Source organism: Gordonia polyisoprenivorans, assembly GCF_017654315.1.
Classification (GTDB): Bacteria; Actinomycetota; Actinomycetes; order Mycobacteriales; family Mycobacteriaceae; genus Gordonia; species Gordonia polyisoprenivorans_A.
The window spans coordinates 2,794,171-2,815,735 of the sequence record NZ_CP072203.1 but is presented as its reverse complement, the minus strand read 5'-3'; the positions used below and the strand labels follow the sequence as shown (position 1 = coordinate 2,815,735).

At 64.3% G+C, this 21,565-nt stretch carries 20 protein-coding genes and 3 pseudogenes; 8 read left to right on the top strand and 15 right to left on the bottom strand.

Features of this window, described 5'->3' with window-relative positions; all coding sequences use genetic code 11:
• Nucleotides 1-117: 117 nt before the first annotated feature.
• The 3 genes from metX to J6U32_RS12710 all read right to left on the bottom strand — a co-directional run bounded on the left by metX (nt 118) and on the right by J6U32_RS12710 (nt 2,480).
• A complete protein-coding gene (metX, locus tag J6U32_RS12720) occupies nt 118-1,101 on the bottom strand; it encodes a homoserine O-acetyltransferase MetX (protein ID WP_244332852.1) in 984 nt (327 codons plus the stop codon).
• 131 nt (nt 1,102-1,232) lie between these two features.
• Nucleotides 1,233-1,394 carry a hypothetical protein gene (locus tag J6U32_RS12715; protein ID WP_208795752.1) on the bottom strand — a complete coding sequence of 54 codons (162 nt, stop codon included), beginning with the start codon at nt 1,392-1,394 and terminating at the stop codon, nt 1,233-1,235.
• A gap of 21 nt (nt 1,395-1,415) precedes the next feature.
• Nucleotides 1,416-2,480: an LLM class flavin-dependent oxidoreductase gene (locus J6U32_RS12710; protein WP_208795751.1), complete on the bottom strand. Its 1,065-nt coding sequence runs from the start codon at nt 2,478-2,480 to the stop codon at nt 1,416-1,418.
• Between the two features lie 340 nt (nt 2,481-2,820).
• Here J6U32_RS12710 and J6U32_RS12705 point away from each other — a divergent pair, with 340 nt between their 5' ends.
• The 3 genes and pseudogenes from J6U32_RS12705 to J6U32_RS12695 form a co-directional block, all read left to right on the top strand.
• Complete coding sequence (locus J6U32_RS12705) at nt 2,821-3,138, top strand: transposase (RefSeq protein ID WP_208795750.1); 318 nt, start codon at nt 2,821-2,823, stop codon at nt 3,136-3,138.
• 156 nt (nt 3,139-3,294) lie between these two features.
• Nucleotides 3,295-3,558: an IS3 family transposase gene (locus J6U32_RS12700; protein WP_208795749.1), complete on the top strand. Its 264-nt coding sequence runs from the start codon at nt 3,295-3,297 to the stop codon at nt 3,556-3,558.
• Between the two features lie 18 nt (nt 3,559-3,576).
• Nucleotides 3,577-4,293 (top strand): annotated as a pseudogene (locus tag J6U32_RS12695) (IS3 family transposase); the annotation flags it as partial.
• A 348-nt stretch (nt 4,294-4,641) separates the two neighbouring features.
• On the opposite strand, the gene J6U32_RS12690 reads toward J6U32_RS12695, so the two are convergent.
• The 6 genes and pseudogenes from J6U32_RS12690 to J6U32_RS12665 form a co-directional block, all read right to left on the bottom strand.
• Entirely contained in the window at nt 4,642-4,929 is a 288-nt protein-coding gene (locus J6U32_RS12690; protein ID WP_208795748.1) for a hypothetical protein, read from the bottom strand.
• 51 nt (nt 4,930-4,980) lie between these two features.
• Nucleotides 4,981-5,947 (bottom strand): annotated as a pseudogene (locus J6U32_RS12685) (IS3 family transposase).
• A gap of 1,317 nt (nt 5,948-7,264) precedes the next feature.
• Nucleotides 7,265-8,173 (bottom strand): MBL fold metallo-hydrolase, encoded by a 909-nt coding sequence (locus tag J6U32_RS12680; protein WP_208795747.1) that lies wholly within the window; start codon nt 8,171-8,173, stop codon nt 7,265-7,267.
• A gap of 60 nt (nt 8,174-8,233) precedes the next feature.
• On the bottom strand, nt 8,234-8,749 hold the full coding sequence (locus J6U32_RS12675) for a tautomerase family protein (RefSeq protein ID WP_208795746.1): 516 nt from the start codon (nt 8,747-8,749) through the stop codon (nt 8,234-8,236).
• A 57-nt stretch (nt 8,750-8,806) separates the two neighbouring features.
• Entirely contained in the window at nt 8,807-10,255 is a 1,449-nt protein-coding gene (locus tag J6U32_RS12670) for a class I adenylate-forming enzyme family protein (protein ID WP_208795745.1), read from the bottom strand.
• The gene (locus J6U32_RS12665; protein WP_244332851.1) at nt 10,252-11,229 is read right to left on the bottom strand and encodes an alpha/beta hydrolase; all 978 of its coding nucleotides are present in this window, start codon (nt 11,227-11,229) and stop codon (nt 10,252-10,254) included. The genes J6U32_RS12670 and J6U32_RS12665 overlap by 4 nt, the downstream gene beginning before the upstream one ends.
• 431 nt (nt 11,230-11,660) lie before the next feature.
• Here J6U32_RS12665 and J6U32_RS12660 point away from each other — a divergent pair, with 431 nt between their 5' ends.
• The 4 genes from J6U32_RS12660 (at nt 11,661) to J6U32_RS12650 (ending at nt 15,104) form a co-directional block, all read left to right on the top strand.
• On the top strand, nt 11,661-12,281 hold the full coding sequence (locus J6U32_RS12660; protein WP_208795744.1) for a TetR/AcrR family transcriptional regulator: 621 nt from the start codon (nt 11,661-11,663) through the stop codon (nt 12,279-12,281).
• A 647-nt stretch (nt 12,282-12,928) separates the two neighbouring features.
• Nucleotides 12,929-13,435 (top strand): TetR-like C-terminal domain-containing protein, encoded by a 507-nt coding sequence (locus tag J6U32_RS12655; RefSeq protein ID WP_208795743.1) that lies wholly within the window; start codon nt 12,929-12,931, stop codon nt 13,433-13,435.
• A gap of 334 nt (nt 13,436-13,769) precedes the next feature.
• Entirely contained in the window at nt 13,770-13,895 is a 126-nt protein-coding gene (locus tag J6U32_RS27665) for a hypothetical protein (RefSeq protein WP_280118983.1), read from the top strand.
• 48 nt (nt 13,896-13,943) lie between these two features.
• Nucleotides 13,944-15,104: a DNA adenine methylase gene (locus J6U32_RS12650; protein ID WP_208795742.1), complete on the top strand. Its 1,161-nt coding sequence runs from the start codon at nt 13,944-13,946 to the stop codon at nt 15,102-15,104.
• A gap of 187 nt (nt 15,105-15,291) precedes the next feature.
• Here the strand turns inward: J6U32_RS12650 and J6U32_RS27405 are convergent, their stop codons facing one another.
• The 4 genes and pseudogenes from J6U32_RS27405 to J6U32_RS27660 form a co-directional block, all read right to left on the bottom strand.
• Complete coding sequence (locus J6U32_RS27405) at nt 15,292-15,645, bottom strand: hypothetical protein (RefSeq protein WP_244332849.1); 354 nt, start codon at nt 15,643-15,645, stop codon at nt 15,292-15,294.
• A gap of 55 nt (nt 15,646-15,700) precedes the next feature.
• Nucleotides 15,701-16,290: pseudogene (locus J6U32_RS12640) on the bottom strand (MspA family porin).
• A gap of 141 nt (nt 16,291-16,431) precedes the next feature.
• The gene (locus tag J6U32_RS12635) at nt 16,432-16,755 is read right to left on the bottom strand and encodes a hypothetical protein (RefSeq protein ID WP_208795741.1); all 324 of its coding nucleotides are present in this window, start codon (nt 16,753-16,755) and stop codon (nt 16,432-16,434) included.
• Between the two features lie 817 nt (nt 16,756-17,572).
• On the bottom strand, nt 17,573-18,778 hold the full coding sequence (locus J6U32_RS27660) for a hypothetical protein (protein ID WP_432276998.1): 1,206 nt from the start codon (nt 18,776-18,778) through the stop codon (nt 17,573-17,575).
• Between the two features lie 796 nt (nt 18,779-19,574).
• Between J6U32_RS27660 and J6U32_RS12625 the strand changes: the two genes are divergently transcribed.
• Complete coding sequence (locus J6U32_RS12625; protein ID WP_208795739.1) at nt 19,575-20,213, top strand: winged helix-turn-helix transcriptional regulator; 639 nt, start codon at nt 19,575-19,577, stop codon at nt 20,211-20,213.
• A 137-nt stretch (nt 20,214-20,350) separates the two neighbouring features.
• On the opposite strand, the gene J6U32_RS12620 is transcribed toward J6U32_RS12625, so the two are convergent.
• The gene (locus J6U32_RS12620) at nt 20,351-20,617 is read right to left on the bottom strand and encodes a hypothetical protein (RefSeq protein WP_208795738.1); all 267 of its coding nucleotides are present in this window, start codon (nt 20,615-20,617) and stop codon (nt 20,351-20,353) included.
• 351 nt (nt 20,618-20,968) lie between these two features.
• Complete coding sequence (locus J6U32_RS12615; RefSeq protein ID WP_208795737.1) at nt 20,969-21,550, bottom strand: SMI1/KNR4 family protein; 582 nt, start codon at nt 21,548-21,550, stop codon at nt 20,969-20,971.
• Between the last annotated feature and the right edge of the window lie 15 nt (nt 21,551-21,565).

Sequence of the window (21,565 nt, the reverse complement as noted above, 5' to 3'; positions counted from 1 at the left end):
TCGACGCGCGCATCGTGGACCGTCGAGGGTTTGTTGCAGTGAGATCCCAACGGGCTGCGACAAAGTTGGTCCGCCCCACATCTGGCCGTGGGCTTCACCGCGATACGCGCTCGCAGGTCAACAAAGATGACGTCCCAATACCTCGCCGAACCATTGCTGGTCGATGAGGAAGGCATCGTGGCCGTGTCCCCCGGAGTGGACCACCGGCTCACGACCACTCACACTGCCCGGAGAATGCCGGGCGATGAACCGCTGCTGATCGAGCGGGAAGAGCCGGTCGGAGTCGATCCCCACCACCAGCAGCGGATGTGTGGCGGCCGTCAGTGCTGCCCTCGCGCCGCCACGGCCCCGTCCGATGTCATGGCTGTTCTTCGCGTTGACCAAGGTGATGAAGCTGTTCGCATCGAAGGATTCCGCGAATTTCTCCGCGTTGGAGGCGAAATACGATTCAACCGCAAACTGTCCACCCCCATGATCTTGTTGCGCCCGCCCGAAACGGCGGTCGAAGTCGTCTGGGGCCCGGTACTGCAGCATCCCGATTCGGCGCGCCAAGGCCAGCCCACGGATGGGTGCGGTACCCAGCTGCCGGTAGTCGCCATGACGATAGTCCGGGTCCGCCCGGACCACGTCGATTTGCAGCGAGTTTGCGGCTATCTGCTCGGCGGTGGTCACCCAAGGTGCCGCGATCACCGCGACCAGGTCTGCCATATCACCTAGGCTCACATGCCATTCCATAGCGTGCATACCGCCGAAGGACACCCCGATGACCGCCGCCCACCGCTCGATGCCCAACTCCCGCCGCAACTGCGCCGCCGCGGCAACCTGATCTCGGATGGTGAGCGCGGGGAACCGGGCCGCCCAGCGTCGACCATCTGGGTCAATCGAGCCGGGTCCGGTCGATCCGGCACAGCCGCCGAGAACATTGGGAGCGATCACGCAGAACCGGTCGGTATCGAGCCCCAGGCCCGGCCCCACCACGTCCTGCCACCATCCAGGGGCACGATCATCGCCACTCAGGTGCGAGTTGGCGCCGAGTCCGTGAAAGACGAGGACACCGTTGCCTTTTGCCGAAGACAGCCGCCCAAAGGACTCGGAGAACATCTCCGCACCACCAAGCACGGCGCCCGATTCGAGTATCAGATCCCCGATGGCAACCGAACCGCCGGGAGTGGGGACGGGCGGCCTCGCCGCACCCCACCCCCGGCCACCGTCGTTGGTGCAACCACCGGCGACTATCCGGCCGCACTCACCGGTTGACGCAAGCCATATCCCTTCTCCTGCGGCAGATTAGCCGTCGGCCGCGACAGAGCGGGCGCGTCATGGTCGAGATCCAGCAGCGGCAACACCAGGTCGGCGAATCGCTCGGCTTCTTCGGCAAGCGGCCAGTTGGACAAGATCAGCGAGTCGATGCTGTATTACTCCTCGAGTTCGTGAATGCGATCGGCAACCTGCTTCGGGTCTCCGACGATGAACGTGCCCCAGCCCGCACCCTGCGGATCCAGCGGCGACCACGGAGTCACTCCCGACCACAGGTTGGGGGCGATCTCGAGGTCGCGCGCCTTGGGGACCCGCGATGCCTTGAGGGTGTCGATGCGGAACTGCACCTGCGGATCATCGCTGGACAGATCCTCGACACCCCCGGGCACTCCCTGACGCCCTTGAAGCGCCGCATCAGCGAAGGCACGCAAGCCCGGCCCGGTGGTCTGGTCGAGCAGCCACTGGGCGTGCGCCCATGCCTCCTCCTCGGTCTCGCGCTCGATCACACTTCCATGCACACCGAGTTTGACCTGACGTCCCTGCGCGGCCGCTGCCTTCTTGACATCGCCGAAGAGCTTGGCGAGTTTATCGGGACGATCCCAGAAGGCCAAGAACTCGTCGAGGACCCGGGCCGAATGCTCGATTCCGGCCGGTGAGGCCGCCGCACCCCAGATCGGGGTGTGCGGCAGCTGGATGGGCCCCAGTCCCAGTGCCTCGGTTCCGTTGACACCGTCGACTTCGGTGGGCGCACCCTCCGCCAATTCGGTGAGTTCCCAACACTTTCCGGGCTCGGTGATGGGTTTTCCCTGATAGACCTTCTTGAACAGCTCCCAGTACTCCTCGCTCACCGCGTAGCGCACGTCGTTGGAGATGTTGAGACCAAATGATCGAGAGATCGATTCTGTTCCGTTGACCGCATTGAACAGCAACCGGCCACCCGAGTGGTCCTCGAAGGTCAATGCCTGCTGGGCGAGATAGGTGGGTGAGATGACGCCGGGATAGACCGGCAGCAGGAAACGTAGCCGCTGTGTGAGCGGCAAGAGGGTGGAGGCGGTGGTCCACACGTCGTGGGCGTAAGTACCCAGGAGCGCTCCATAGTAGCCCCGCCGATCGATGGTTTGCGCCAGACGCTGCAATCTGCTGTGGTCCACCGGGTATCGTCCATCCTCCGCCCACGGATAACGACCGTCGACCGGGCTGATGTACCAGAGTACTTTTGTCATCGCCTCGCTCCTGTTGTTGACGTATTACCTTGTGAATCAGAGAATTCAGTGTGTGAACTCCACCCGAGAGCCGGCCCGATGTGCCACGCGATCTCACGGAGTATGTGGCGATAGTCCTCGTAGTCGAACTGGAAAGGAAGTTCAATCAGGTAGTCATCGGCTCCGGCGAATCCACGATCGGTCCTGATCTGTTCCACGATCTGCTCGGTGCTGCCGTAAAGGTCGGGAGCGATGATCGTGCCACCCGGATGTACCGTCTGGGTGCGTGCGGTACGTGCCTCGCGATAGTGAACCGCCCCGGGTTTGTCGGAGGCTCTCGAACCTGTGAAGGATGGAGAGCATGGCAGCACCACGCAATTACAGTGAGGAACTCAAGGAGCGGGCTACCCGGATGGCGGTGGAAGCGCGACGGGACCCGGAGTCCTCGCGCGGCGCGGTCAAGCGGATTGCCGATCAGCTTGGGGTGCATCCCGAGGCGTTACGCAACTGGGTTCGTCAGGCTGAGATCGACGGCGGTGTGCGGGCGGGCACCACCACCGAGGATGCCGATCGGATCGCGCAGTTGGAGCGGGAGAACCGCGAGCTGCGGCGGGCGAACACGATCTTGAAGCAGGCGTCGGCTTTTTTCGCGGCGGAGATCGACCGCCCACAGCGTTGATCGTGGAGTTCGTCGCCGCGTATCGCGATGAACACGCCAGTCGATCCGATCTGCGCGGCCCTGCACGGTACGGCCGCCCAGATCGCTGTGTCCACGGTGCGAGCCCACCTGAGCCCACAGAAGACCGAGGCGCCACGAGCAGTTCGTGACCGCGAGATGCTCGGTGAGATCCGCACCGTGCACGCCGACAATCTCGGTGTTTACGGTGCTCGCAAAGTACACGCCGAACTATGCGGAAAGGGGTTCGGCGTGGCCCGCTGCACAGTCGATCGATTGATGAAAGCCGATGGACTGCATCTCGAGCTCGCCGACACCGCCCCAACCACCACGCGGGCGCATCTCACTGGGTTACGAATACACTCGGTTCTGAACCGCGAGTTGAACGCCTCGGCCAGCGAAGTCGCCGAATACATCGAATAGTTCAACCACTGATTGTTCAATGCCCATCGTGATGATCCGGAGTTCGGGTACCGGTTCCTCGCTGATGAAGCGCAGGCTGCTGGTGCGCCGATGGGCGAGAGGACGGCGTGGCGGATCTGCTCGGCAAACAGTTGGTGGTCGAGTTTCGGGAAGAAGCGCGGCCGGAACGGGAAGAAGCCGGGCACGCCGGTGCACGACGATCTCGTCGAACGGGACTTCACTGCCGACTCCCCGAATCAGTTGTGGCTCAACGACATCACTGAACATTGGACCGATGAGGGCAAGCTCTACCTCTGCGCGATCAAGGACGCATGCTCGGGGCGGATCGTTGGCTACAGCATCGACTCCCGCATGCAATCGCGTCTCGCAGTGGCCGCGTTGAACAACGCGGTCGCCCGCCGAGGCAACAGTGTCGATGGTTGTATTGTTCACTCGGACAGAGGCTCTCAATTCCGCTCCCGGAGATCCGTGTTCGCGTTGAACCGCCACGGCCTGGTCGGATCTATGGGCCGAGTCGGCGCAGCCGGCGACAACGCGGCAATGGAATCGTTCTTCGCGCTACTGCAACGCAACGTCCTCGACCGGCAACGCTGGGCCACCCGCGAACAACTCCGGATCGCGATCGTCACCTGGATCGAACGAACCTACCACCGCCGACGCCGGCAAACCCGCCTCGGCCGATTGACACCTATCGAATACGAGACGATCATCAACCCAGCCGCACCAGCGGCATGACACCGCAACTGTCTCTATCGGTGCAGCAGTCCCGTCCGTGAACGGACACGCTGTGACGTTGCTGCAGATGTGCAGATGAGCGAGTAAGAGCACTGGGGCGATCCGTAGCAAGCGCCGCAGAGTGTTGTCTTGGCGGCGGTTGCTGTTGCCGTCCTACCTGCGCTCATGATTCTTCGTCCACGCTGCCAAGCTGCATCGCCAGACGGATTGATCTCGTTCTCCCCCGAACTGGTCAGGCCCTGGTGGTGGCCGCGCGCCACGGGCTTCACGTCGCTGTGTCAACTCGATTCAGGTCCGGGGGTGGTCTGAGTCAGACCCGGGTGACAGGTCGATCTGAGGCCGGAGTTTTCACGCTTGATCGATGCTGCTGCCGGCTGGTGTGATCTCGGTGGGGGTGTGAATGAGCCATCGGGCTGCAATGGGGGCTGCGGTTGCGGCGAGTGCTATGACGGTTGTGGCGCCAACCGCTAGCGCGGTGAAGATGAGACCACGTACCCAGGGGGAGATGTCGGTTGCTGCACTGAGGCTGGCGGCTGCGACCGCCACACCGACGACGACGAGTATCGACAGCGTGAGGACGACCGCGCCGGTCAGTCGTGCAGCTGTGGCGTTGATCCGTTGATGGCGTGTGGTCATGGTTTCCTTCGCGATCGTGGGTGACCCCGGATCTTGGACACAGGGTGGGATTTATGCTGCGTGTGGACGTGTAGCAGCGTAACGGTTTTCGTAAGTGAGTGGTGATTGGTGCCCGCACCACGAGTGTCTTCGGCGGTTGTTGTATCGCACGAGCCAGCCAAAGACTTCACGCCGGCAGGTGAGCTCGTCGGGCCAGGACTGCTCATCTTGAAGAACCTCGCGTTTGAGCGTGGCGTTGAACGCCTCGGCCATCGCATTGTCGGCGCTGGTGCCCACCGCCCCCATCGATTGGGTCACGCCGAGTTCGGAACACAGGTTGGCGTAAGCCTTGCTGGTGTAGACCGAGCCGTGATCGGAGTGGAAGACACTCCCGGACAACGACCCTCGCGTCTGCCGGGCCGCACTCAAGGCGCCGGCGACGAGGTCTGTGCGCATGTGATCGGCCACAGCCCAGCCCGCCAACCGTCGGGAGTAGCAGTCGATCACCGTGGCCAGGTACAGGTTGGAGCCATCGGCGATCGGTAGATACGTGATATCGCCGACATACACCCGGTTCGGTGCCGGAGCGGTGAAATCGCGTTCCACCAGGTCAGGAACGATGCGATCGGCAGGTTCAGGGATCGTGGTGACCACACGGCGGCGCCGCCGATAGCCGGTGATGCCGTGGGCGCGCATTACTCGGGCCACCCGCTTGTGGTTGACCCGATCCTGCAGCGGTACTCCGTCGTTGAGTTCAGCGGTGATCCGCGGTGCACCACAGGTGCTGTCACCATCGTGAACCTTTCGAATACGTTGCGCCAAAACATGATCAGCCTCCGCACGAGCCGCCCGACGCAGGGCTGCCTTACGCCACGCGTAGAACGAGGAACACGCGATCTCGAGGAGCGAGCCAGTGACGCAACGTGCCGCGCTCAACTCCGAGGTCAGCCGCGATGCCGCGCACCGTGGCCCCGGGGGTCGACTCGTACAAGTCCACCGCGTCCTGACGAAACTGCTCTGAATAGTGTCTCCGAGCCATACCTTGATCATCTCGCTTCTCCCCGCGAACTGCGGGATTCAACGTGTCCAAGGTCCCGGGGTCAGGTCCCGACAACCAAGCGAGCGGCGTTGTTCGGCAGACTGCGCAGGGCGGCTGGAATGCGGAGACGGTGGGCGATGCCGGCCAGGATGTGGCGGTAGCCGTGGTCGGCGGCCCACTGCCGTATGTGGGCCTGGTGTCGTGGGAGTCGACTGCCGGGCCGAAATGGATGTCGGAGCGTGAGAGCCGGGCGTAGTGGCGCAACGCCCGGCGAAGCGATCGGGCGTGCAGTGGTGAGGTGTCGAATTCGTAGTAGCGGCCGTCCAGTGACCAGTGCAGGGGCATTGTCGCTCACGCGCAATCGATGCAGGAAGCCAAATCTCAACGCGACATGATGTGGTCGCTGACTTGAAGCAGCGGGCCGGGAGGCCGACGAGGTGAAGTTGCTCAACTTTCTTCGTACTCACCGTCGGTCCCACTCTCGACGAGGCTGTGGCGCGACGAATGGAGCTGGAAGTCGCCGCCGGTATCGGCCGGTATCGAGGAACGACTGGCTCACCTCTCAGTCATCCTCGGACTGCGTCTCGACCCCGCCGACCGACCGGGACAGGCAGCTGATTATCGCCCAGATCGCAGCCCTACGCCCTCATCCGGATTCCTCGCGGGCGCTCCGCGCTGTCGAATTCGCACGCCAGCGGCGGACGCCGCATGAGATCCTCGGTCTCGGAGTGCTCGATCAGGCTCCGTCTCTGGTCGGAACCGCCGCGCAGACCGCGGACACGCTGGAGGAATGGGTGCCGGCGGGGGCCACGGACGACTTCACCGTCGTCATCGACGACCTCCACGACGGGATGGACGCCTTCGTGGACGACGGTCGTACCAGTCCTACGTCGGCGCGGTCTGCGCCGCGACGACTATCAGGGGGTCACGCTGCGCGACCATCTCGGTCTTCCGGAACAAATCGGCTCGGACCCCCGTAGGACGTGAGTGGCACCCATGTTCCTCCGTGTCAAAGCAAGCGAAGGCAATCACGAGACGGGGAGTTCGACCGGCCCGCAGGGCACTTGAGGCTGGGGCGCAGCGGCGATGCGCTCGGACCTGTGGGCACGACCGGGAAAAGGCGCGACTCGTCGATCACATACAACTCTGCAGCAGCCGGGCGCCTCAGACCGGCCGCCTGCCCTCGGCGCGACGCGTCGAGGGCAGGCGAGTGACGATGGCTATCAGTCAGGTCGGTCGGCTCGTTCGAGCCAGGCGAACCCGTCCATCACTTCGTGACGCCATCATCCGAGCCGGAGATCGTCTCTGCAGCCGTGGTCAGGGAGTCACGTCCGCCAGAGAAGCGCCCGTGTCTCGTTGTGAGATCACGCTTAGTGCCGAGAATTCCAGGGTCCATCGGTTTCCGTGAGTCGGGTACTTGGAAACCATCTTCTCGATCAGAGCGTCGGCATCAGCCGCGACCGAGCACTCGGCGGCGAAATCTTCGATGTAGGAGCGCGTTTCAGTGATCATGTCTGCCACTGCGTAGTCGTCGCCGTCCGGCCGACGATGTCCCGCCACGATCATCCGGGGCTCGAGTGATTCGACCAGGTCGATGGTGGCGAGCCAGTCGTTCCATTGCTCGGGTGTGCTCAACCCGAGCATGGGGTGGATCTCGTTGTAAATTGCGTCGCCCGCCACGACCAATCCAATTTCGGGCACGTGCACGATCGAGGTGGGGTTGATGTCAGCCTGCTTCACCTGGATGATATCGACGGAAAAACCGTCGACGTGCAGTGTGCGGCCTTCAATCGGCTCGGGTCGATGGTCTAGGGAGACGCACTTGTCCCCAAAGAGCATTGCCCACTGCGCCGTCTGCATCTCGAGGGTGTCCTCGAGGTTCTGGATCACGTCGGGTAGCGCGACAGTCCGCGCATTCGGAAACCGTTCTTGTAGCTCCCGCGCGCCGCCGTAATGGTCGGCGTGGGCATGCGTGATGTAGATCGTGGTGAGTGACTTCCCGGTCCGCTCGATCAGATCTCCGAGATCACGGACGTCATCCTTCAGGTACTGCGCATCGACGAGGATTGCCTCGGTCGGGCCGGAGATCAACACGGAGGTAGTCGGCGAGAACCTACCGGTGGGAATTCCGGGGACTTCGACCGCGGGGATCTCGGGCCAGCGTCCCACGTACACCGTCGCGTGGAGCGGTGAGGACGATTTGTGGTGTGAGGGGTCGGGTGACATTTCTGCTCTTCTCTTCTCGTCAGGCGTACGCGGGGCCGACGCGTGGGGTCGACCCGGTGCTCAATTCTGTTGCGCGGACTCAGCCGCCAGATCGGGGTTGATTGCCGCGAGTCCCGCCATCGCTTCCGGCGTGAGCTCGGGCTCTTTCAGGCCTTCGTACGGCGAGGGGGCGTTGTCGCGGACCCACTGCTTTTCTGCGGCCGACCCGAAGGGCGGCGCGGGAAGCCCATGCACCCGCCACAGGTCGATCGGCGTCTCGTCGATGTGCAATTCCCAGTCGAGACCGCGGTCTTTGATGTGTGGAGCGAGCTGGGTTTCGAAGAGCTGCATGACGATCGGTCGTGCGTCGACGGGCGTGGCCCGGGCAATGTGGTCGATGACGATGCGAACGAAGTTGTGGACGGGCTCTCCTCCGACATAAAAGGATCCCGACGGCACCTCCTTGAAGATCACGACGACGTAGAAGCGCGGCATTCCGCCATACTGGGCGTACCCGTCGGTCACTTCACTGGCCAATGCTTTCTTCTGCGTCTCCGAGAAGATTCCCTCGGGTGTGTAGATCGTCCAAAACGGCATGTCGACTCCTGTGTCGGTTACTTTGCTACGGCTTTCAGGGATTTCTTCGTGTACGGATCAGGTTTCAACCAACCGAAATTTCTGCACCTTTCCTGTTGCGTTTTTCGGCAACTCGTCGACAACGCGGATGTCTACCGGTCTTTTGAAGGGACTCAGGCGTTCGATGCACAGATCGTGAAGACGATCGACTGACAAGCTCTGGCCCGCGACTGCTACCACAAAAGCCACGACGATCTCGCCGAACTTCTCGTCGGGGAACCCCACCACTGCCGCCTCCTGAACTGCCGGCTCACAGCTGAGTACATCTTCGATCTCGCGCGGATAGATGTTCTCGCCGCCGCGGATGATCATGTCCTTCGCCCGTCCCACGATGACGAGGTACCCGTCATCGTCTAAGTGACCGATGTCGCCGGTCCGCAACCAGCCGTCGCGCGAGATGGTTTGGGCGGTCAGCTCAGGCTCGCCTAGATACCCGCGCATCACAGTGGGGCCTTTGATGAGCACTTCCCCATCGGTGCCCGGTGGGTTGAAGCCGCCGAGTTCGTTGGCTATTTGCACTTCCTGGCCGGGAATGGGCCGCCCGACCGTCCCTGGCTTCCGGTTCTCCACGGTGTTGGCGGTGGAGGCGCATGTGGCTTCGGAGAGCCCGTAGCCTTCGACAACCGGGAACCCGAAGCGCCTTTCGATTCTGGCCGTCAGCCCCGGCGGGCACGGTGCGGCGCCGGTGATGCCCAGTCGAACGGACGACAGTTTCGTTCGAACGTCGTCGCCGAGGTCGTCGAGCATCATCAGAATCGTGGGCACGGCCGAGAAAACGGTGACCTCGGTACTGGAGACGATTTCGAGGAAGCGATGGACCTCGAAGCGGGGCATGATGGTTGTCCGCGCATCTCCCAATAGAGGCGCAAGAATGCTGACGACGATTCCGTTGACATGAAAGAGAGGAAGGATGAGGACGAAGTTGTCAGTGGGAACAACGTTGAGTTCGCGAGCGATCTGGCTCGCCATGGCGTCGATGTTCGCGTGGACGAGCATGACCCCCTTCGACTTACCCGTCGTGCCGCTGGTGTAGACGAGTAGGGCGAGTCCTTCGGGATCGTAGTCTGGCGGGCTGATTCTCCCCGAGCGCTCCGTAGGGATGGAGTCGACGAGCAACTGATTGATTGCCGAGCTCACGTGAGCGTCGGAAATGACGAGCGATGCGCCAGAGTTGTCGAGCTGATGATCAAGTTCGGCCTGCGTGAGCACCGGATTCACTGGGGTGACCGCCGCACCGAGTCGCCACGACGCGAACATGAGAACCACGAACTGTATGCGATTGCCAAGCCTGAGTGCAACGACGTCGCCGCGGCCGATCCCACTCGCGCGAAGCGTTTGCGACGCGGCTTCGATACGCTCGAGAAAATCCCGGTTGGTGAGGACGGTGCCCGGTTCGGCGAGACAGACTCCGTCCGGTTCGTTCGCCGCCCGCCGATCTGGAAGCGACGGAAAGTTCGCAGCGGTCACTGCTGCCTGCCACCGTTGCTCTTCGTGCGAACCTCGGCTCGTTCTTCAGCCGTGTCCTCTCCTAGGAGAAACTTCCGCAGAAATGCGGCTTGATCTGTCGCGAGTTGTTGTTGCGCGGAACCGAGATAGAAGTCGAAATGTCCGGCTGTGTAGGTCTTGATGTCGCCATGCGGCGCTTGTTCGGCGTAGTGGAGCGTTTTCTCCGGGGGGGCGACTGAATCGGTTGTACTGACACAGAAAAGAATGGGAATGGCGATTTTTTTCGCGGACCGCCCGGGCCGATATCGGATTATGTTCGGCAAACTCCGCGCCGCGACATGATTTGTCCAGTGAAAGTCGGCCGGAATGAGGCCCTGATATCCGTTCAGTGCGTCCGGGGTGTTCATCAACGCCATGTGACCAGGCGCGGCAGCGATAGGCAGCGTCGATCCGCGCGCGCCGAAGCGTGCGAGTTGATCCAGGCCGACCCGGGCCATCATGGCGACGGTCGTCGAGAAGTCAGAGACCCCGGCTGACGCCGTGCCGTCTGTGAACGGGCATTGTGCAACTGCGGCCCGCAGTTCGGGATGTCGCGACGCCACGGTGATCGCGTGCCCCCCACCGAACGATGTGCCCCAGATGCCGATACGCGTCGAGTCGAAACGCGCGTCTGACGATACGAACGACAGCGCCGACTCCCAGTCTTCGAGCTGACTGGTGACCGACACGAGTTGCCGCGCAGTCCCGCCACTGTCGCCGAAGTTCCTGTACGTGAACGCGACAACAGCGATTCCCTCAGCGGCAAACCGCTTAGCAAATGGCTCCAGGCCCATCTCGCGGGTGGCACCCATTCCGTGGCCCATGACGACGACGGGCAGTGGCCGCCCGCTGGATGTGTTCGTCGGCGTGTAGAGCCATGCCCCGCAGAAGCTGTCGCCTGATGCAAAGCGAATCGTCTCGCGACGGGGGGAGGGCACTTTCTCGGATATCAACACCAATTCTCTTTCCTTTCTCAGGATTTACCGCACTCTCTGATCCGGTGCTCGTCGCGACGGGACCCGTCTCGGCCGAGGTCGACGGTGACGGCGTCTTCCGCGCTCGAGAGCCGGGGGCGCTCCTTCCGCCGGGCTCCTGCGTTCACGTTGAGGTCGACACTCGCAGATCAGAACTTCGTTCCAACACGGTACGTCTGTGTGAGTCGGGACACAAGGGCTACCGGGTTCGACGAGCAATCAGGACGGCAGCGCGTAGCTATCGTGGGCACCTGAATCGAGTGGTCACGGTTCGCATACGCTGACCATCGGGTCCGCAATCGCATGGAGGGAAGCCGGGTGTGACAGGTGCGAAAACGGTCGGTGCGCGGAACGCCGACGGGCCCGATGATCGAACTGAAGTGACGAGTCGGCTGGTCGAAGCGGCAACGAAAATGCTCGCAGACCACGGTCCGTCCGCGATCAAGGCGCGATCGGTGGCCGAGTTGGCCGGCACGTCGGCGACGACGTTGTACTACCACCTCGGGGGTATCCCTGAACTCCTCGCCGCAGTCGCGCGCGAGGGATTCGCAGCGCTCGAGCGCTCGTTCGCGCAGATGTCGGCTACTGACGACCCTGTTGCCGACCTGATGGCCATGGCGTCGGCATGCCGAGGCCACGCTCAGGGGAACCCGCACCTCTACGACCTGATGTTCGGACTGTCAACACGTGGCAGTTACAGGCCGAACCGGCCGATTTCCGCGGTGACCGACGTCCACCCGTTTCATTCTGCATACCAGCTCTGTGTCGACGCCGGGCATCGTCTGATCGGGAGTGGGCGAATTCGCGCACAGGATGACGCGGAACTGCTCATTGCGCAGTTGTGGAGCGCTGTCCACGGCTTCATCGAGCTCGAGCTCGCCGGAAACTTCAGCGATTACGACGACCCGCTGGTGGACGTGCTCCTCGAACTGACGGTCAATGTAATGGTCGGATTCGGCGACTCCCGTGAGTCGGCACTCCGCTCGGGTTTGGATGGGGTTGCGCGATACAGGGTGTGGGAATCGCGTGTATGACGAAAGCCCGCCCCGCGGTGCCGGACCCGGTCGAGTGGCACCGCGCCGATGTTGCCCATCCATCCCGGCGGAGGCGTGCCCGCGGCATCAGCGCTGAGACGTCACGCGAATCGGTCGCCCATCGCCGGAGTCTGCGGGATGCGGAACGTCACTTCACATCCTCACCCCGACCGAATCGGGAAGAGCCAGGACGATCTGATCCAGCTCACGGCCTACCGTCGACACCGCCTCCACTTCGAGACTCGACATCACCGAGCTGGGCCGATCCATGGAGATCACCGCAGCGATCGGAAGCGTCGCTGTAGAGAAAAGTCCTGAGCGGCGCGCCCAGAAAGTTCCACCGCGAAGCTTCCCGACATCGACCTCTTGTGGTAGAACGAAGTTCCATCGTTGCCGTTCTGCGACGCCATGCATCGCGGGCCCGTGCAGCGGTGACGGTCCGTACGAATTAGATCGCGTCGGGAGATGGGAGGAGCAGGCGGTGTCCAGCGTCCGCGACCGGCTTCTGGCGGCCACAGCCCGGCGTCCTGCGCGAGCTCGGGCCCACACAGGTGAAGGCACGCGTGATAGCGGATGCCGTAGGCACGTCGACGATTTCCATCTACCACCACTTCGGTGGCCTTCCTGAACTCCTTGCAGCGGTGGTCATGGAGGGTATCGCCGAGCTGGAGGCCGCTTTCGTCGAGGTCGGCGAGCTTGCCGCTGATCCCGCCGCCGAACTGTTTGGAATGGCGCAGAGCGTGCGCGAACTCGCGCAGTCGAACGTGCACCTCTACGACCTCATGTTCGGGTTGTCGATACGCGGTACGTACCGCCCCACGCCCACGAACATCACCGATCCGCCCGGCCGGTTCGCGCCGTGTTACAGGATGATGCGCGCAGCGTCAGGCCGTCTGGTCGGCACCGGTCGACTGCAACCGCTGTCCGCCGACAACGTCGCCGCCGAACTGATGAGTGTGGTCCACGGGTTCGTCACCCTGGAAGCGTCTGGCCACTTCGACGGGCACCTAGACCCGGCGCACACCGTCCTACGCCCGCTGTGCGCGCGCGTTCTCGTCGGGATGGGGGACGATCCTGAGCGCGCCGCGAGCAGCGTGGACAACGCGGTGCGGTGGTGGGCGGACCGCAAGGGTTTCGGCACGCGCATCAGATGACCCACGGTGCGAAGGTGGTACGACCGCTGTCGGACAAATCATCCGGCGCTGCGGACCCCGTCCGCGATGTGAACGCCGCCCGGGCGGATCGGTCGGCCGCAAGCACGGCTGGTCATCTCGGCGACGAACACGTGCCCGCACTCGTCGTGGACGAACTCGAATGCCTCACCCGGTGCATCGCAGCGCTCGTCACACCCCATCGCTCGTCACCCCATCGCTTCATCGCCAGGATGGCCGGGCCCAGATCACGGCCAAGGCGCTTCTTGAAGAAACTGGAGGACAAAGCATTTGGCGAGTCTCCGTCGAACAGCCCGAGGGCGTCCACCGCGGCGACATGACCTGGTTACGCGCCGGGAACTTCGCCGAGATGACCGCCTACGCACACAACTACTGGACCGGCACCGCCAGCGAAAGTCCCCGATGGGAGCTACTACTGCCGCTGCCGGTCACAGTTCGCTGAACCCACGGATGCCGTGACTGGCGGAATCACGAAGGGAGACAAAGACAAATGTCGAGTGGGGTGCTGCCGCCGTTCATCTACTACGGCGGGAAGGGCCGTCTGGCTGCCCGGATCGCCGCCATGCTGCCTGAGCACACCCAGTACGTCGAGCCGTTCGCCGGCAGTCTCGCGGTGCTGCTCGCCAAGGCACCCGCCCGGCTGGAGACTGTCAACGACCTCGACGGTGACCTGATGCTGTTCTGGCGGATGCTGCGCGATCACCCGGACGAGCTGGCCCGGGTCTGCGCCCTGACACCGCACTCGCGGGCCGAGCGGGACGCCGCGCTGGACCGACCTGCAGGCCTCGACGATCTCGAACGGGCCCGGCGAGTGTGGGTGTGCCTGTCGCAGGGCCGGTCCGGGACGCTACGGCCCACGGGGTGGCGGTTCACCGTCGACGACACCGCCAAGGTGCCCATGCCGCGGGTCTTGACCAGCTACGTCGACCGGATGACCGCGGCCGCCGACCGCATCCGCACCGTCTCTTTGGAGAACCGTCCGGCACTGGAACTCATCGAGGCCTACGGCCGGCACCGTAACACCGTGCTCTACGTCGATCCGCCCTACCTCGCTCAGACTCGCAGTGTCGGCGGCGCCCACAACTACCGGCACGAAATGCCCCGAACCGACCAGCACAACGAACTCGCCGCCGCACTCACCGCATGCCGTGCGAGCGTGGTCCTCAGCGGATATCCCAGCCCGCTCTACGACGAGCTCTATCGGGGCTGGCACCGCTACGCACTCGACTCGTCAACAAGTCAGGGCGGCACCCATCAACACCGCACCGAAGTGAACCACCCCGGGTTTCGTGCCGTTTCGTTGGTGGGCTACCGGGTGGTAGCTAGGGCCTTGACCCCGGCATCGTCGCCTGTCGGTCCCGGTTGCGGTGCTGTGGGCTGGGTACCGCCAGTGTTCGGGTTGGCCGGCCCCGAACCGCCGTTACCGTCACCGACCGCGGGTGGTTGTGGGGCGGTTTGTCCGGGGACGGTCACGATGGGTGTGCCGTTACCTTCGCCGGGGCCGGGCCCGATATTGGAACCGACCTGCGGGCCACCCGAGCCCGCACCATTCGCACCGGTCGTGGGTGCCGGGGTGTTGGTGGTTGGTTGGAAGGTGTTGGTGGGCACGCTGATGCACGGCCAGTTCGAGCCGTACTGGGCGCGCATCTGATCACACAACGCATCCGCGTGCGCGGGGGCCGGGTCACTGCCCAACGCGGCCACTGTGACCCCACCGCCGATCGCCAGCACGGCGGCGGCGAGCAGGCCGGCACCGAGCCGGCGACGAGGGAGCCGGTGACGCCCCCGACGAACACGTGGCGCCACCGGCTCCTCTGTCCCCGTTCGGCGGTCCGGGGTCATGTGTTTTTGCCCCAGATGAGGGCTGCGAGGATAGCGTCTGCGCCGGTCCAGAACCAGCGGCCGGCGATCGACATCAGCAGGAAGAACGCGAGAAACACTGGGATCACGCCCCATCGATCCGACCACTCACCGAGATTCGACAGGTTTGCTGCTGCCAGCACCAGCAGCACACACCCGGCGAGGAACACCACCACCTTCAGTACCGGTACCCCACCACTGGGGGTGTCCTCCGACAGGTCAGGGTCGCTGTTGATCGGCGCGCTGGTCGTTGCCGTCAACGACGGTGTGGAGTGTTCGGCGGGCGCCGCGTCAGCGTCGCTGCGGTGCGCCCCGCCCTCAGTGGCAGACATCGTTGGCGCGGTCGTCAGAACTCACGGTCCCTTTCGATCACAGGTAAAGGACTATTCACAGGTAGTGGGGTTGTCCGTAGACGTTGACGGTGTTGTCGTTCAGTGCCGTCGAGACGGCGACAGTGACGTAGGCGCGCACGGCGACCGGGCCCAGCATCCGTCGACTTTGACGTGCACGCCGTCGGCGGTGATGCCGGCTTTCCCGGTCTGCATCCTTTTGCTGCCGAACGGGATATCGGCGATCGTGCCCGGCCGCAACGTGGTCGCGATGTTCGGGGTGACCGTCGCCCCGATCACCACCGCGGGTGGGTAGGAGATGTTCATCTGCGCTGACGGACCACCCGAGATCCCCACCGTGGCGCCCGAAGTCACATCAGTGTTGCAGCCGATCTGAAACCCGGCCGCAACGGTCCCAGACTGCACCGGCACCGACCCGACACCGGCGATCACACCCTCACCCTTCAGCGACAGGAATCCCTCACGGGTCCAACTGGATTGGTTGAGCGGCGGCACACTACGCACCTGCTCCTGCGATTTGATCGCCGTGACCCGCCAGCCGTCATCGGCGACCTTGGAAACCTGCCGATCAGCAAAGGTGGCGGCGTGTGACGATCCCCCACCGATGACACTCGCGACCACCGCCATCGCGGCGGTGAGTACTGCCAGCACCCCGGGCATGAGGTCGGTGCGGCGCCGTGTGGCGCCGGCTGGTGTGGTGGTGCGCGTCGTCATTGACTCCCCTGCAACTCTCGGCACGTCCATGTTGTGGTCGTGTTCCGGGTGCCTTTAGCGGTTGGCGGTGTAGATCGTGCTGTTGCCGCCCGGCAGGGTGCGGTAGCTGATGTAGAGCGACTGGTTGTTCTGCGCGGCGATCCCGGACCGGTACTCGATGGCCTGGCCGACGGTGCGCCCATACTCGGTACGTCCAAACTGCGGTAACGCCGCATCGACCACACCGCCGATGTGCGCGTCATGAACCACCCGCGCCTCACCGGAAGTCAACTCCACCGCGCCCCCACCAGGCACCGGACTGACAGTGAACGCCGACGCAGCAGGCGCCACCGCGACCGCTCCCGCGGCCGACAACAGCAGACCGGCACCCACAACCATCAACCGACGCTTCACATTCACCACGACTACACACTCCCCTTGAGATAGACGAACGTCCCGCAACGTCGGACGATCTGACGCAACGCAAACTACCACACCATGCGCTACATGCAACCGCAGATGTGATGAGTTAAACATGCTGGGCGGTGTGCTCCCCTCGACGAGCATCACACCCCTGCCGAGAGCCAGACCCGACAGCAATGTGGTGATGGGTGCGCCGATAACTCAGCCGACGCCCCTGATGTAGCGGAGTCACCCCTCACTCCCCCAAGATCGGCCGCTGCCAGCGGGCTCAGGCAGTCGCCCGCGGTTGGGTGACAACGTAGGCGGTAGCAGTGACAGGCACCTGGGAGCGGCCGACCAGCGACGATCGCCAGGCCCGGATTGATCTGCGTGACAAGTGATCTGAGACAAGACGACTGACGCGGCCGATGAGCCGATCGACTGACAACGAATGCGGAAGGGACACGCGGAATCGTGCCAGGTCGAGGACCCCGGCCTCCCGAGTAGGTGTCATCAAGTCCCAAGTAGGGTGCCAAAGTCTCAGTTACGTTGTCACCCGACAATCACCGCGCTTCACTGATGTCGGGGCCGCGTGCCGTGCCTGCCCCGAATGAGCGGGTAAACGTAATATAGGTTATCGGCACTTGAAAAAGGCTGGGGGAGAACCCCTCTCGTAGGTGAGTGGCACAAGTTCCCTTCACCTTTCACCCGCCGTCGGTGGGCGAGCCTGCGGTGGCCTGGCGTGTTCTCGTTTCCGTGTGATGTGAGGGTTGTTGTCGCGAACTGTGGTGTCGCGCTGGGTGGTGCGTGCGTGTCAGTTGAGGTGTGGTGAGTCGGGTTCTGGTGAGGAGTTGCCGTCGGTGCCGTCAGCTCCATCTGCACCACTTGGTGCGATGCCGCCGGCGAAGCCGTTGCCGCCGTTGCCGCCTCGCCCGCCGTTGCCGCCGTGTCCGGGGTCGCCGCTGCTGCCGTCGGCGCCGAAGAGTCCGCCCGGTCCGCCGGTGCCGGGTGTTCCGCCGGCGCCACCGTCGCCGCCGTCGCCGCCCTGGCCGCCGAGACCTGAGAACCCGTCTGGTGTCTGCATGCTCCCGTCGCCGGCGTTGCCGCCGTTGCCGCCTTGCCCACCCGTACCGCCCGTGCCTCCGGCTCCGCCGGCGCCGCCCTGGCCGCCGTGACCGATGATCAGGCCGCCGGAGCCGCCCTGCCCGCCGGCACCACCGGCACCGCCGGCGGTGCCGGAGAAGCCCCGGCCGCCGTTGCCGCCGTTGCCGCCCCAACCGCCTGTGCTGCCAACACCGGCGTTGCCGCCGTTGCCGCCATGTCCGCCGACGCCGCCGTTACCGCCGTTTCCGCCGTTACCACCGACTATTTGGCCGTTGCCGCCGTTGCCGCCGTTGCCGCCAGCGGCTCCTGATCCTCCTGTTCCCCCGTTGCCGCCGTTGCCGCCGACGTAATATCCGTCGCCGCCGTCGCCACCGGTCCCGCCGGTGATTCCGGGGGTGGTGCTGTCGGAACCGTTGTCGCCGCCAAAGGCAGTCCAGTCCGAGCCAGACGGCCCACCGTCGGCGCCGTTGAGGGTGGGGTCGACGGTGCTCGAGCCGCCGGGGGCGGCACCGTCGGCGCCGAGGGCGCCTGCCCCTCCTGCCCCGCCGGGTCCGCCGGCGCCGAACAATCCCGCGCTGCCGCCGGTACCGCCGGCGCCTCCGGTGAAGTAGACGATCCCGTCGGCGTCGGCTCCTGTGCCACCTGTCCCGCCGTGGCCGAACAGCCAACCACCCCGGCCACCGGCCCCGCCGGTGCCACCGTGGACGCCGGTCACGCCGTCACCGCCGCGACCGCCAGAGCCCACCAGGCCGCCGTTGCCGCCATCACCCCCGCCGTAACCGTCGCCTCCGTTGCCCCACAACAGGCCACCGTTGCCGCCGTCGGGGTTGTCCGCGGTGCCCTCGGCACCATCACCGATCCACAGGATTCCGTTGGGCCCCAACACCTGCAGCCCGGTCACCGGATCGCGGGTCACGGTGAACAACACCTGCACCCGCACCGAACCATCGCGGCCGGACACGACCGCCGCGGGCACCGAGGTTGCTGACGGCGGCACAAACTCCACCACAGGCCCGTTCGAACCCGCCCACGCGGGTCGCGGCGACCGTGCTGTCGGCCCGCCCGTGGTGCTGTACCCGGGGTCTGTCGTGGCGCGGTGAACCCCCAAAGGGGCGTCGATAGTGCGGCCCGCACTGATGCCCGCAGTGCCCGACGATCGCCGCCACCCTATCGATACGGATGGTGGAGAGGTCAGGTGTGCCGCAGCGGTTGCTAGACGTGCTGCGAACACATCCGCCCCGCCACCAGTGGTCGGGTCGCCCGCCCGAGCGGTCACCGCGGCGATCAACCGCGCAGAATCAACGATGCGCACCTGCCCACCCCGCCATGCCACCGGCCCCCCGCCGTCGGCCGACAGTGCCTGCCCAGCGACCTGCTGCGACCACCACACCTGACCCGGCACCGTCGCGTGCGCAGCGACTCCGCCCACACACAGCAACGGCGCCGCCAGCACCGCCACCCCACCCGACACCACAACCCCAGACACCCTCATCGCCACACCTCTACCCGTCGAAACGTCGCAAGGCATCGACGACACCCGCGCTGCTGAACAGGAACAATATCTCTTCCAATAAAGTTTGACTACATCGAAAATGGGACAAGCGACCACCTGCGCCTCGGATTCCGCCACCTCTCTCTGTCGGTCCCCTCGCCGAGTGATGCGCTTGACGATCTCATCTACACTTGAGAACGTAAAGCACGGAGGAGATGTGATGAGAACTTATGGCCAGTACTGCGGGCTTGCTCGTTCTCTCGAAGTCGTGGGTGACCGATGGAACCTGCTCATCGTCCGTGAGCTGCTCATCGCTCCGGCCCGGTACCGCGACCTAATCCAGGGGCTCCCTGGCATCGCCACCAACCTGCTCGCCGACCGGCTCCGAGACCTCGAGACCGCGGGCGTCATCGAACGGCGACTCGCCGGTGAAGGCAGCGCCGTCGAATACGCACTGACCCCGTGGGGTGCCGAGCTACGTCAGCCGATCGCGAGCCTGATTCGCTGGTCCACCCCACTCATGCTCCGCGGCCCCGACGGTGACACCTTCCGCCTCGAGTGGCTCACCCTGGCCGTCCCCGCGCTCCTCGAGTCGCGAGTCCCGATCCGCCCGCGACCAGCTGTCGGCCTCGACGTCGGCGGTCCACTACTTCAACTCCACGCGACAGATCACGGCTTCGATGTCGGCCCCCGCGTCGAACGTGACCTCGCTGCAGTCCTGCGCACCGAGCCCGCGTTTGTCCTCGGCCTAGCCGCCAACGCACTGAGTCTCGACGACGCGAACGCCGCCGGGCTAATCGAGATCGACGGCGACGAATGGACCGTGCGCGGGTACTTCACCGACGAGACTGTCAAATGACCGATCAGCGCCATTAGATTCACTGCTGCCTGACGTAGTCTCTGTTATCGGCGAAATATATTGTGCCGCAAAGAGTTTCGTCACCAGTGACGAAACGTCACTGGACTGACTGGTCTGACACATGCACGCGGTGGGTGTTATTCGCGTAGGCGGAATCGGTGGCGTGCGTTGGCTACTGCTGAGCCGGTGCGTCCGAGTAGTGTCGCGGCTTCCCACACGGTGAGGTCGGTGCGCAGGGCGACGGCGATGTCCTCGGTGGTCCAGGGGCGTTGGTGTTCGCGCGCGTTGGCGCGGGTGTCGACCTGGCGGCGGTCGATGTAGTCCTTGGTGCGGGCTTTGCTGGCGTCGGTGGGTGCGCGTGGTGTGCGGCGGGCGTCGATCGCTCGCCGCTGCTCAATCGTCATGGCCCGGCGGCGCCGGGTTTCGGCAGCGGCTTTGGCTGCCCGGCAACGCTCACAGCGGCACTTGTGCCTGTTGTAGCCGCCGAGCGTGCCGTGTCGCGGATCAGTAGACCCGTCGAGCATGGATGGGTCCTCCGAAAGTGTCAGTCGTGGGGCGGGATAGCAACTATGGCCATGGCCACGGCAGGACGGAAAGTGCATTGATGATCCGCTTGGTCCATGGCCTTCGTTTCAGGCGTTCCAAAGGCTTCTCGTCGCCATCGTGGCGATGCTTGCCGGCTCCCGACACACAATCGATGCTACCGGGCGCTTCACATGTCTCCCTGCTCGTTTCATGATCTACGGCTCGTCTTCTTAACAGGATTCGAGTGTTGCCTGATCGTCTGCGATGCACCAGTTCAGATATCCGATGAGGTCGTCGAACTGCTGGTAGGGAGGCCTGCGGCAGGTGCTGTAGATCGCGGGATGCGTGGTGGCGTTGCTGTGGGCGAGGATCTGTCCCCCGCTGTCGGCACCGTCAGCTATTGGATAGAGCTGCCGCCAATCGTCGAGGTTTGCTGGAAGAGATAGTTCGGCCTGTGTATCAGCGGGCTCTGAGAGGTCGAAACACGCATTTCGGTAGTACATACGCGCTGCCCACGTACCGGGCTCGTCTGGTTGGTAACTGATGGGGAGGTCCATGCCTGGCTGGATGCGCGGATCGCCGAGCTCCTCAGTGCTCAGAATCGAATTGAAACCGTGCTGTTCGTACCAGCCGTTGGTGATCATCAGCAACTCGCGGTGTTGCGGAGATAATTCACTACCGAGCCGATCTTCCGCTGCTGCGATTTGTCCCGGGGTGGCTGGCGGGTGCAGCGCCGACGGCCCGTGCAGGTAGATCCCTGCATCTATGAGCCGCTGATGGAGCTCCAGTTGTGTGTGAATCAGGTCTGTCAAGATTGTCCGCACGAT